This is a genomic window from Streptomyces sp. AM6-12 (assembly GCF_044327085.1).
GTDB lineage: Bacteria > Actinomycetota > Actinomycetes > Streptomycetales > Streptomycetaceae > Streptomyces.
In genome coordinates this window covers 99,036-111,134 of sequence record NZ_JBIQWN010000003.1, presented here as the reverse complement: position 1 = coordinate 111,134, position 12,099 = coordinate 99,036, and the positions used below count along the sequence as shown (strand labels likewise).

Annotated in this window: 6 protein-coding genes; 1 reads left to right on the top strand and 5 read right to left on the bottom strand. The window is 71.0% G+C overall.

All coding sequences use genetic code 11. The features are described 5' to 3' along the window. Positions 1–145: 145 nt before the first annotated feature. Positions 146–3,289, top strand: a complete 3,144-nt coding sequence (locus ACE4Q9_RS33820) for a BTAD domain-containing putative transcriptional regulator (RefSeq protein ID WP_397988439.1) — start codon at positions 146–148, stop codon at positions 3,287–3,289. Here the strand turns inward: ACE4Q9_RS33820 and ACE4Q9_RS33815 are convergent. The 5 genes from ACE4Q9_RS33815 to ACE4Q9_RS33795 all read right to left on the bottom strand — a co-directional run bounded on the left by ACE4Q9_RS33815 (position 3,273) and on the right by ACE4Q9_RS33795 (position 12,099). Further along, the gene (locus ACE4Q9_RS33815; protein WP_397988437.1) at positions 3,273–4,037 is read right to left on the bottom strand and encodes an ABC transporter permease; all 765 of its coding nucleotides are present in this window, start codon (positions 4,035–4,037) and stop codon (positions 3,273–3,275) included. The two genes, ACE4Q9_RS33820 and ACE4Q9_RS33815, sit on opposite strands and share 17 nt — an antisense overlap. Then, the gene (locus ACE4Q9_RS33810; RefSeq protein WP_397988435.1) at positions 4,034–4,978 is read right to left on the bottom strand and encodes an ATP-binding cassette domain-containing protein; all 945 of its coding nucleotides are present in this window, start codon (positions 4,976–4,978) and stop codon (positions 4,034–4,036) included. Before ACE4Q9_RS33810 ends, ACE4Q9_RS33815 begins: the two co-directional genes overlap by 4 nt. 88 nt (positions 4,979–5,066) lie before the next feature. Next, positions 5,067–5,807, bottom strand: a complete 741-nt coding sequence (locus tag ACE4Q9_RS33805; RefSeq protein WP_397988434.1) for a thioesterase II family protein — start codon at positions 5,805–5,807, stop codon at positions 5,067–5,069. A gap of 17 nt (positions 5,808–5,824) precedes the next feature. After that, the gene (locus ACE4Q9_RS33800) at positions 5,825–7,135 is read right to left on the bottom strand and encodes a lysine N(6)-hydroxylase/L-ornithine N(5)-oxygenase family protein (protein WP_397988432.1); all 1,311 of its coding nucleotides are present in this window, start codon (positions 7,133–7,135) and stop codon (positions 5,825–5,827) included. Between the two features lie 2 nt (positions 7,136–7,137). After that, positions 7,138–12,099, bottom strand: a complete 4,962-nt coding sequence (locus tag ACE4Q9_RS33795) for an amino acid adenylation domain-containing protein (protein WP_397988430.1) — start codon at positions 12,097–12,099, stop codon at positions 7,138–7,140.

The following is a 12,099-nucleotide window of genomic DNA, read 5'->3' as shown; positions in this document are numbered from 1 at the left end:
GAAATTTTCCCGAGCGGAACTTACGGACCGGCCGCTCCCGTCTTGCCGGCCGATCGCCGCGGTGGGGTGCGGGCCGATCACTCGTGCGGTGTGCTCGTTCCGGTGGCACTGGATGCCCGCCGACCGTGCGTGGCAAGATCTTCGGGTGCACATCGGAATACTTGGCCCGTTCGAGGTCCGCGACGCCGGCGGCGCCTTGGTGGACGTGCCGGGCGCGCGGCTGCGCGGGCTGCTGGCCGCCCTCGCGCTCAGGCCGGGCAAGGTGGTCCCGAAGGCGGCGCTCGTCGACTGGATCTGGGGTGAGCTGCCGCCCTCCGACGTGCCAAGTGCCTTGCAGCGCCTGGCCTCCCGGCTGCGCAAGGCACTGCCCGAGGGCCTGGTCGAGGGGCGGCCGGACGGCTACCGGCTGGCGGTGGGGCCCGACGACGTCGACGCCGTGCGCTTCGAGCGGCTGCTCACCTCGGGCCAGGTCCGGGCCGCGGACGATCCCCGGCGGGTCCAACTGCTGCGCGAGGCCGTCGCGTTGTGGCGCGGCGCGGCCTTGCAGGACATCGCTCTGCACAACAGCGCGGCCTTCGACGCGGCGGTCGCCCGGTTCGAGGGGCTGCGCCTGACCGCTCTGGAGGACCGGTTCGACGCGGAGCTCGGCCTCGGCAACGGCGCGGAGCTGGTCACCGAGCTGACCGACCTGGTGGCCGCGCATCCGCTGCGCGAGCGGCTCGCCGCCCTGCTGATGCGGGCCCTCGTCGCGGCCGGCCGCGGCAGCGAGGCACTGCAAGTCTTCCAGCGCGCGCGTCAGGTCCTGGCCGAGGAGCTGGGCGCCGACCCGTCGGCGGAGCTGGCGGAGCTGCATGTCGCGCTACTGCGGGGCGGGTTGGAGCGACGCGAGGAGTCACGCAAGACCAATCTGCGCGCCGAGCTGACCAGCTTCGTCGGCAAGGACGCCGACATCGCCGCCGTCCGCGACCTGATCTCCGCGCACCGGCTCACCACCCTGATCGGGCCGGGCGGCTCGGGCAAGACCAGGCTGGCCGCGGAGACCGCGCGCACGCTGCTCGACGATGTCGCGGACGGGGTCTGGCTGGTGGAGCTGGCGGCCCTCGGCCCCGACGACGACCTGGCGCACTCGGCGCTCGCCGCGCTGGGCCTGCGGGACACGCTGCTCGGCGGGACGCCGAACGCGGAGCTGACGGACCGGCTCATCGCCGCGGTCCGCCAGCGTGAGGCGCTGCTGATTCTGGACAACTGCGAGCACGTCATCGAGTCGGCGGCGGCGTTCGCCCACCGGATGCTCGGCGAGTGCCGGCGGCTGCGGATCCTCGCGACGAGCAGGGAGCCGCTCGGCATCACCGGCGAGGCGCTGTGGCCGGTCGAGCCGCTGGCCCTGCCGGACGTGTATCCCAGCCGGGCCGAGATGGAGGCCTCGCCCGCCGTGCGGTTGCTGCGGGACCGGGCCGGCGCGGTGCGCCGGGACCTCGTGGTCGACGCCCGCACGCTGCCGACGATGGTGCGCATCTGCCGGGCGCTGGACGGGGTGCCGCTGGCGATCGAACTGGCCGCGGCCCGGCTGCGGACGATGTCCGTCGATCAGCTCGCGCACCGCCTCGACGACCGCTTCCGCCTGCTGACCAGCGGCAGCCGGACCGCCCTGCCGCGGCACAAGACGCTGCGCGCGGTGGTCGACTGGAGCTGGGAACTGCTCAGCGACGCCGAACGGACGGTGCTGAGCAGGCTCTCGGTGTTCTCGGGCGGGACGAGCCTGGAGGCCGCCGAGCGGGTGTGTGCCGGCGATGGCGTCGGGCAGGGGCAGATCCTGGAACTGCTCACCTCGCTGGCCGAGAAATCGCTGCTGCGTGCGGTGGCCGACGACGACCCGCGCTACCGCATGATCGGCACGATCAAGGAGTACGCCGGGCTCCGGCTCGCGGAGGCGGGGGAAACGGAGCTGGTACGCCGGGCTCATCTCGCCTACTTCACCGAACTGGCCGAGGCCGCGGAGCCGCGGCTGCGCCTCGCCGAGCAGTTGGAGTGGCTGGCCGTCCTGGAGGCCGAGCACGACAACATCGGTGCCGCGATGCGCGGCGCGCTCGCGGCCGGCGAGGCGCAGGCGGCGATGCGGCTCGCGGCGGGCGCGGGCTGGTACTGGTGGCTCGGCGGGCACCGGGCCGAGGGGATGGAGCTGATCACCGCCGCCGCCGAGCGGCCCAGCGAGGTCGGCGACGACATCAGGGCCACGGTCTACGGCCTCGTCGTGCTGTTCCTGACGTCCGGCTGGGGCGACGAACGCCAGGCCGCGGAGTGGATCCACAAGGCGTACGGGTTCAGCCGGCACGCCCGGTACCGCCACCCGGCGCTGGAACTCGTCGGCCCGCTGGAGCACATGCTCCAGGAGCCCGAGTCGACCCCGACCGCGTTCGAACCGCTGCTGGACAGCGAGGACCCCTGGGTGCGCGCGCTGGCCCGGCTGCACCTGGGCAAGATGCGGATCATGCTCGGCCAGGAGGGGCGGGACGCCGACACGTACCTGGAGCTTGCGCTCACCGAGTTCCGGGCGCTCGGCGAGCGGTTCGGGATCTCGTTCGCGCGGACCGAGCTGGCGGACCGGATCGCGATGCGCGGCAAATTCGCCGCCGCGTGCGAACACTACGAGCAGGCGATCGAGGCCGTCACCGAGCTCGGTGCCGTCGAGGACGTCACCCGGATGCGGTCGAAGCAGGCGCAGCTGTACTGGCTGCTGGGCGACCAGGACGCCAGTGCGCGCGCTCTGGCCGAGGCGCAGCGGTGCGCCGAGCGGGTCGCCTGGCCGGACGCGCTGGCCGAGCTGGCCCTGTCGAGGGCGGAACTCGCCCGCTGGGCGGGCGACTTCGAGGAGGCGCGGCGGCAGGTCGGCATCGCGCGGACCCTGCTGGGCGACGAGGCGGAGCAGGCGACCGTGCGCGCGCTGACGCACGATCTGCTGGGCTATCTCGCCGAGGACCTCGAGGAGGCCCGGACGGCACGGGCGACGGCCTTCGCGGCGGCGTCCGAGGCGGGGCACGCCCCCCTGATCGCGCGGACGTTGGTCGGGGTGGCGGACCTGGCGCTGCGCGGTGAGCAGTACGGGCGGGCCGCGCGGCTGCTGGCGGCGAGCGCGGCCGTGCGCGGGCTGCGGGACCGTTCGCACCCGGACGTGGACCGGATCGAGGAGACGGTACGGCGCTGCCTCGGCGACACGGAGTTCGCCGAGGCAGCGCGCGAGGGGTCCGGTGAGGACTGGTCCGCGTTGGTCGCGGTCACGCTCGCTTCTTGAAGGAGGAGAGCGCCCACACGTAGCCGAGGACGGCGATCCCGACGGTCCAGGCGAAGGCGCCGATCAGATGGCCGGTCGAGACCGTGGTGCCGAGCATCAGGCCGCGCAGCGTCTCGATCATCGGGGTGAAGGGCTGGTACTCCGCGAACTGCCGCACCCCCGTGCCCATGGAGCTGGCCGGCACGAAGGCGCTGCTCAGGAAGGGCAGGATGTTCAGCGGCGCGGTGGCCATGCCCGCCGACTCCGGAGTGGAGGCGGCCAGGCCCATGGCGACCGTGAGCCAGCTGGCCGCGAAGCCGATCAGCGCCATCACGGCGATCGCGCCGAGCCAGTCGACGGCGCTGGCGTGGGTACGGAAGCCCATCGCGAAGCCGACGGCGATGATGGCCACGCAGGCGAGCATGCAGCGCACCGTGGTGGCGACGACGTGACCGGTCAGTACGGCGCCGCGGGAGACGTCCATGACCTTGAAGCGGTTGATGATGCCCTTGGTCATGTCGTTGCTCACCGACATCGCCGTCGGGCCGAGCCCGTAGGTGATGGCCATCACGACCAGGCCCGGCACGGCGTAGTCGATGTACTTGCCGCCGACGTTGAAGGCGCCGCCGAACACGAACACGAACATGCACATGATCACGATGGGCAGCAGGACGGCCTGGAACACCGACATCGGATTGCGCGTCTGGTGCTTGAAGTTGCGACGCAGCATGATTGCCGAGTCGCCGAGGGACATCGAGATGGTGCTCATTTTGCGACTGCCTCCGCGGGGGTGCCGGCGTGGCCGGTGAGGGCAAAGAAAACGTCGTCGAGGTCCGGCGTGTGCACGGAGAACTCTTCTGCGTTGATCATGTGTTCGTCGAGCCGGTCCAGCACGGCCCGCAGCGACCTCGAACCGCCGTCGCTGGGCACCCGCAGGACCAGTTCCTGCTCGTCGCGGGTGGACCCGGACAGGACCCGCGCGGCGGCGTCGAGTTCGTAGTGGTCGCCGAAGCGGAGCCGGACGTGGGTGCCGGGGATGCGGCGCTTGAGGTCGTCCGGGGTGCCGTGGGCGGCGATGCGGCCCTGGTCGACCACCGCGATCTGGTCGGCGAGCTGGTCGGCTTCCTCCAGGTACTGGGTGGTGAGGAAGATGGTGGTGCCGTCGGCCACCAGTTCACGGACGATGCCCCACATGGTGCGGCGGCTGCGCGGGTCGAGGCCGGTCGTCGGCTCGTCCAGGAAGACGATCTGCGGATTGCCGACCAGGGTCATCGCCAGGTCCAGCTTGCGACGCATACCACCGGAGTAGCTGCCCGCCTGCTTGTCCGCAGACTCGACCAGGTCGAACCGCTCCAGCAGCCGGGAGACCAGGCTGTCGGCCTTGCGCACCCGCTTCAGGTCCGCCATCATCCGCAGGTTCTCACGGCCCGTCAGCAGCTCGTCGACCGCGGCGAACTGACCGGTCACGCCGATCAGGGAGCGGACCTGCTTGGTCGCGGTCAGCACGTCGTGCCCGGCGATGCGCACCGTGCCGGCGTCGGCCTTCTGGAGCGTCGTCAGGATGTTGACCGTCGTTGTCTTGCCCGCCCCGTTCGGGCCGAGCAGGGAGAAGATCGATCCCGCGGCGACCTCGAAGTCCACGCCGTCGAGTACGACCTTGTCCCCGTACGTCTTGCGCAGCCCCGAGACTGCGATCACCGAACTGTTCATGCCTCCACCATTCCTACCGGACCAGACAACTACCTGACACCGCCCAGACACGGCCGTCGACACGGCGTTTTCCTTGTGTCTCCCCTGGTCACAGGGGTGCGGCTGTCTTCTCTATCGCGTCCAGCACCTCTCGGCCGCTGTCGACGAGGTACATGTGATCGCCAGGGAACTCCGCGTACCCGAAGCCGGCCGTGGTCGCCTTCCGCCACTGCCGGGCCTCCTCCGCGGTGACCAGGCCGTCGCGGTCGCCCCGCAACGAGAGGATCGGCACCGACACCGGATCGTCGGTGCTCGGCACATAGGCCTCGTGCATCTCGCAGTCGGCCTGGAGCACGGGAAGGATCAGCTCGCGCATCTCCGGGTGGTCGAGCGCCTCGTGCCGGAAGCCCGCGAACTCCTCGACGCGGGCCAGGAACTCGTCGTCCGGGAGTCCCGCCGCCCGCCGCTCCCGCTGGGTCCACGGGCCCGGCGAGCCGCTGACGACCAGCCGCTCGACGCGCACGCCGCGCGCGCTCAGCAGGTGCACCAGCTCGTAGGCGAGCACCGCGCCCAGGCTGTGCCCGAACAGCACGGTCCGCGCCCCTTCGCCGAGGTCCGCGAGGATGTCGTCGACCGAGTTCCTGGCCGCTTCGACGACGTTGCGGTACGGCGTCTCCAGGATCCTGCGCTCCCTGCCGGGCAGCTCGACCGAGGTCACGCGCCAGCGGCCGGCGGACAGTTCCCGCCAGGGGTGGAAGAACGACGGTCCCGCTCCCGCGAACGGCACGCACAGCAGTGTGGTCCGTGCCCGGTCCCCGGTCTCCGCCGCGGACGCGCCGGCTTGCTTCACTCCGACCGTTCCTCCCATCAGCAGCTCACCGCTTCGGGCAGCCGGTTCCGGGACAGCGAGCGCACGATCTCCCCGCTGCGGGTCGCCATGTTCGACAGCAGGGAGGACGACAGACCGTGCGTGTGCTCGGTACCGCCCTGGAGGTAGATCCCGGCGCTCACGTCATCGGTCGTGACCAGCCGGTAGTCGCGCTCCAGGCGGTGGCGGCCCTGCTCGTCGCGGGCGCAGTACCCGTCGAGTTCGCCGAGCACCCCCGCGATGTCCATCGCCTCGTACCCGGTGGCGCACACGACGATGTCGACGTCCATGTCGTAGGACCGGTCCGTCGCCAGCGAGTGGATGGTGACCCGGGTGTCGTCGCCGCTGCGCTTGACGTCGGTGACCCGCGACAGCTCGGCGAAGTGCAGCCGCTCGGCACCCCGTACTTCATCGTCGTACTGACGCTGGTAGAGGCTTCGGATCACCTCGTCGTCGACCACGGAGTAGTTGGTGTTCCGGTGGTACTGCCAGAACTTCTCCTTCGCCCGCTCCTCGGCGAAGTAGTAGTCGTCCACCGCGTTCGGGTCGAAGATCCTGTTCGCGAACGGGGTGTTGTCGGCGATGCTGTAGCCGTACGACGGGATCACTGCGGTGACCGTCGCGTTCGGCGCGTTGTCGTAGCAGTGGCGGGCGATCTCCGCGGCGCTCTGCCCGGCCCCGACCACCACGATGTCGGTCAGCTTCGCCGCGTCGCAGCGCCGGAACTTCTCCAGGAACTCCGAGCTGTGCCAGACCCGTTCGTCGCGGACGAAGTCCTGCGGCATCCTCGGCGCCAGGCCGGTCGCCAGGACGACGTTGCGTGCCTCCACGGACGACTCTCCGGTGGCCGGCGAGGACACCTGGATCCGGAAGCGGTCGACGGGTCCTGCCGGGCCCGAGCTGCGCAGCGGGGTGACGGCGGTGACCCTGGTGCCGTAGGACACCTGGTCGGCGAAGTTCGCCGCCACCCACTCCAGGTACTGGTGGAACTCGGCGCGTGTCGGGAAGAAGTCGGAGTTGTTGACGAACTGCGGCAGGCGCTCGACCGCGTGCAGGAAGGACACGAAGCTGTACGGCGACGTGGGATTGCGGAACGTCACCAGGTCCTTCAGGAACGAGACCTGCATCTTCGCCGTCGGCAGCAACATGTTCCGGTGCCACCCGAACGACGGCTGGCTCTCGAAGAACCGCGCGGTCGGCGGGGTGGCCCCGGTGGCGCCGAGCTCTTGCAGCGCGATGGCGAGGGACAGATTCGACGGGCCGAATCCGATGCCCACCACGTCGTAACCGGATGGTTCGCAACTTGCCATGCCTACACCTCCTTCAGGTACTGCGCCAGCTTGCGGTTGATGACCTCGAAGACTTCGGCGGCAGGCTCGGGCATGTACATGTCGTAGTGCGTGGCGTGGATGTCGTGCACCTCGATGGCACCGCGGACGTACGGCCGCCACAGGTGCGACCACGAGCCCTCGGGCTTCAACTCCGCGTTGAAATACAGGACATCTCCATGGAAGACCGGTGACTCGTACTGCGACATGAGGGTCATGTTGTTGGCCAGCACCCGCGACATGGCGTCGAGGAACTGCTCCTGGTTGCCAGTGTTCATGTACTGGCTAAAGAACTCCTCGAGTTCGACTCGATAGTCCGAGCGGCTGCGGCCGGCGAGGATCTTGAACTCGTTCGCCGGCTCGGAGTCCAGGATCGCCAGGAAGGCGACCCGGTGACCGCGCTCCTCCAGCCGCGCCGCGACGGCGTGCCCGAGCGTCCCGCCGTAGGACCAGCCGATCAGGTGGAAGGGCCCCTCGGGCTGGACCTTGAGCATCTCGTCGACGTAGTCGTCGACCATCTCCTCCATGGACTTCGGCAGTGTGCCCGAGCCGCCACAGCCACGGGCCTGGAGGGCGTAGACCGCCCACTCCTCAAGGAACGGCAGGAAGCTGAAGTACGCCCAGCTCAGCCCGCCGCCCGTGTGGAAGAACCACAGCGGAGGCTTGTCCGCCGCGCTGTTCAGCGGCAGGACGACCGCGAACGGGTCGGCGTGTTCGGCGGGGATGCTGTTGGCGAGCATCAGCGCGGCCAGCTGGCCCACGGTCGGGTACTGGATGATCGTCCGGAGCGGCACGTCGATGTCGAAGTGGCCGCGGATGCGGGCGCTGAGCCGGGTGGCCAGCAGAGAGTGGCCGCCGAGCGCGAAGAAGTCGTCGTCGATGCCGACGCTCGGCAGGCCGAGCAGCTCGCCGAAGATGGCGCACAGCGTCTCCTCGTGGGCGTTGCGCGGCTCCCGGCTGCCCTCGGTGCTCGCCTGGTCGGACGGCAGGGCCCGTCGGTTGAGCTTCCCGTTGGGGGTGAGCGGGATCTCCGAGAGCGGGACGACGGCGGCGGGCACCATGTAGTCCGGCAGCCGTCCGCGCAGGTATGCGGGGAGTTCGGCGAGGAGCGGGCCGATGGTCCGGGAGAGTCCGGGGTTGTTGGCCCGGGTCCGGCCGGCCACGCCGCTGGGCACGAACGCCCCGGTGACGGCGCGTTCCCCGGACAGCAGTACCGCGTCGAAGGCGTGGACGGCCTCGCCCGAGGGGGTGAGGACCGCCGCCCTGCCGTGCTCGCCGGCCCACTGGAGGACTTCCTGCGGGTCGACCGGCCGGCCGGCCAGGGACGCCTGGGGCAGCAGATCGGCCGCGACGGTCGCGGCGGCCTCCTCGGTCAGCCGGGCGTTGGGTATCCCGGTCACCCGCAGCGGGCCGTCCACCCGGTCGGCGCGGCGCTGGAGGTCGGTGAGCTCGTACACGTCACGCCCCCACGCGACCGTGGGCACCGCGGTCAGGTCGAGCAGGCCCGTGGCTTCCTTGTGCAGGACGACCTCGTAGCGGTGCCGGGTCAGCTCGTTGTGCGCCGTCCCGGGCTTCAGCCGGATGTCCACGCCGAGCGACCGGCCTTGCGCCCACTCGGTGAACCACTCGGGCGCGATGACCAGTTCGCGCTCGGCGAGCAGCGCCTTCTCCACCAGCGTCCGCAACTCCTCGGGCGAGGCGTGCGGCTGGGCCGTGCGCTGGACCGCCGTCAGCAGCAGCCGCAGCGTGGTGGCATTGCGGACGTCACCGACGATCAGCCGCCCGCCGGGCGCCACCAGTTCAAGGGCCTGGTCCAGCACCCGGTCGAGGTAGTCGACGCCGGGGAAGTACTGGATCACCGAGTTCAGGAGGACCGTGTCGAACGCGGCCCTGGGCAGTCCGGAGACGTCGTCGGCGGGCTGCGCACTCAGGTGCACCCGGTCGCCGAAGCCGTTCTGCTCGGCCTGGGCGCGGACCCGGTCCACGACGGGGGCGGACAGGTCGGTGCCCCAGAACTCCTCGACCTGGCCGACGATCTTCGCCATCAGCAGACCGGAACCGACACCGATCTCCAGCACCCGCCGGGGCGCGGACTCCAGCACCTGCGCCACCGCGGCGTCCTGCCACTCCCGCATCTGCTCCAGCGGGATCGGCTCACCGTCGTAGGTCGACTTCCACAGGTCGAAGTCGTCGCCCAGCGCCTCGTCCTCGGACGCGAGGTAGCTGTCGTCGTAGACCTGGCGCCACTCGTCCACCTGGGCACCCGCGTCGGCCGCCCCGGCCTGCGGTTCGGGGACGACGTAGCCGACGACGCGCTTGTCGTCCTGCTGGTCGCGTACGACGACCACGGCCTGCGCGACGCCCGGATGCGAGGCCAGCACGTTCTCGATCTCGCCCAGCTCGATACGGAAACCGCGCACCTTGACCTGGAAGTCGGTGCGCCCGATGTACTCGAGCCGGCCGTCCCGGCCCCACCGCACCAGGTCACCCGTGCGGTACATCCGCGCCCCGGACGCACCGAACGGGCACGCCACGAACCGCTCCGACGTCAGACCAGGACGACCCTGATAGCCACGGGCCAGACCATCACCCGCGATGTACAGCTCACCCTGCACCCCCCGCGGGACCGGACGCAGCCGCGAATCCAGCACGAACACCTGCGTGTTGCCGATCGGCGAACCGATCGGCGGGACGCCTTCGCCCACCTTCACGGCCGCCGTGGTCGACCAGATGGTCGTCTCGGTCGGGCCGTACATGTTGAAGACCTCGGCGGCCTGGTCGGCCAGCGTCTCGGCCAGCCGGGCCGGCAGGGCCTCGCCGCCGACCAGGATCCGCAGGCCCTTCGCGGCGTTCGGCTCGTGCATCACCAGCATCTGCCAGAACGCGGGGGTGGCCTGTACGACGGTGACCTCGTGCCGGCGCACCACGTCGAGCACGGCCGACGGCTCGGCGACGACGTCCTTGCCCGCGAGGATCACGGCCGCGCCCGAGAGGAGCGGCAGGTACAGCTCCAGACCCGCGATGTCGAACGACACCGTGGTCACCGCCAGCCACCGGTCCGACGGCGACAACGGCACCCGACGCCCCATCGTCGCAAGGAAGTTCGCCAGCGCGCCGTGCGGCACCGCCACACCCTTCGGCCGGCCCGTCGAACCCGACGTATAGATCACGTACGCCGTGCTCTGCGACCGTACGACCACGCCCGGAGCCGACTCCGGGAACCCGGCCAGCTCCGCGCCGGCCAGCGTCTCGGCGTCCAGGACCAGCACCGGCGCCGCGTCCTCCAGGATGTAGTCGATCCGCGACCGCGGATGATCCGGATCGATCGGCACATACGCACCGCCCGCCTTCTGCACCGCCAGCAACGCGACGATCAGCTCCACCGACCGCGGCAGACACACCGCAACCAACGACTCCTGCCGCACCCCACGCCCGATCAGCCAGTGCGCCAGCCGGTTGGCCCGCGCCTCCAGCTCCCCGAACGTCAGCGACTCGTCGCCGCACACCACGGCGGTCGCCGCCGGAGCGGTCTCGGCGTGCCGGGCGACCGCCGCCACGACGTCCGCGCCCCGGACCGGCTCGGCCGTGTCGTTCAGATCGGCCAGCAGCCAGTCGCGCTCCCCCGCGTCCACCACGTCGACGTCCCCGACGCACACGCCCGGATCGGCGACGACCTGCTCCAGGACGCGCACGAACCGGGCGGCGATGGCCTCGGCCGTGTCCCGGTCGAACAGCTGGGTCGAGTACTGGATGTCGCCGCGCAGCGCCCCCGTGTCGTCGGCGGCGATGCTGAAGAACAGGTCGAACTTCACGGTCGAGGTGATGGCCTGCTCGAACTGCACGTCCAGGCCGGGCAGTTCGAGGTCCCGCTTCTCGTAGTTCTGCCAGGCGAACATCACCTGGAACAGCGGCTGGTAGGCCGCCGAGCGGTCCGGGTTGATCGACTCGACCAGCACCTCGAACGGCACGTCCTGGTGCTCGTAGGCCGCCAGTGCCTTGTTCCGCACCTGAGCGAGCAGGTCGGTGAACGTCGGGTCGCCGGCGAGGTCGACGCGCAGCACCAGGGTGTTGACGAAGAATCCGACGAGGTCGGCGAGCGCCTCGTCGGTACGGCCGGCGATCGGGCTGCCGATGGTCACGTCGTCCCCGCCGCCGAGCTTGCGCAGCAGCACCGCGAGGGCGGCCTGGAGGACCATCGACATGGTCATCCCGCGCGCGGTGGCCAGCTTCTCCAGCCTGGCCGCCACCCGCGGTTCCACGACGAGGTCGACCGTGTCGCCGTGCGGGTCCGCCTCCGCGGGCCGCGGGCGGTCCAGCGGCAGGCTGAGCGGCTGCGGGACGCCGGCCAGCTCCGAGCGCCAGTACTCGACCTGCGCCGCGGCGAGGCTGCCCGGGTCCGCCGGGTCGCCGAGCACCTCGCGCTGCCACAGCGTGTAGTCCTTGTACTGCACGGGCAGCGGCTCCCACCGGGGCGCCTGCCCGCCGCGGCGGGCGGTGTAGGCGTCGGCCAGGTCACGGGCGAGCGGCGCGCCCGAGCTGCCGTCCATGGCGATGTGGTGGATCACCAGGGCGAGCACGTGCTCCTCGGGGGAGCAGCGGAAGACGGTCGCCCGCAGCGGGATCTCGGCCGCCAGGTCGAACTGGTGCGAGATGACCTCGTCGATGGCGGCGGACACCGCGTCGGGGGTCACGTCGACCACCGGCAGAGCCGGCGCCGCGTCCGCCGCCGGGAGGATCTTCTGGAAGGGCTCGCCGTCGGCGTCCGTCGGGTAGACGGTGCGCAGGATCTCGTGCCGGTCGAGCACATCGCCGAGCGCCGCTTCGAGGGCGTTGATGTCCAGGGACCCGGTCAGCCGGAACGCCGCCGACATGTTGTAGGTTTCGGCGGCCTCCTCCAGTTGCTGAAGGAGCCACATACGACGCTGCGCAAATGACAGCGGGATCAT

Coding starts and splice junctions, on each gene's coding strand:
- ACE4Q9_RS33815 (WP_397988437.1), bottom strand. CDS start 4,037: ATGAGCACCATCTCGATGTCCCTCGGCGACTCGGCAATCATGCTGCGT.
- ACE4Q9_RS33810 (WP_397988435.1), bottom strand. CDS start 4,978: ATGAACAGTTCGGTGATCGCAGTCTCGGGGCTGCGCAAGACGTACGGG.
- ACE4Q9_RS33800 (WP_397988432.1), bottom strand. CDS start 7,135: ATGGCAAGTTGCGAACCATCCGGTTACGACGTGGTGGGCATCGGATTC.
- ACE4Q9_RS33795 (WP_397988430.1), bottom strand. CDS start 12,099: ATGATCCCGCTGTCATTTGCGCAGCGTCGTATGTGGCTCCTTCAGCAA.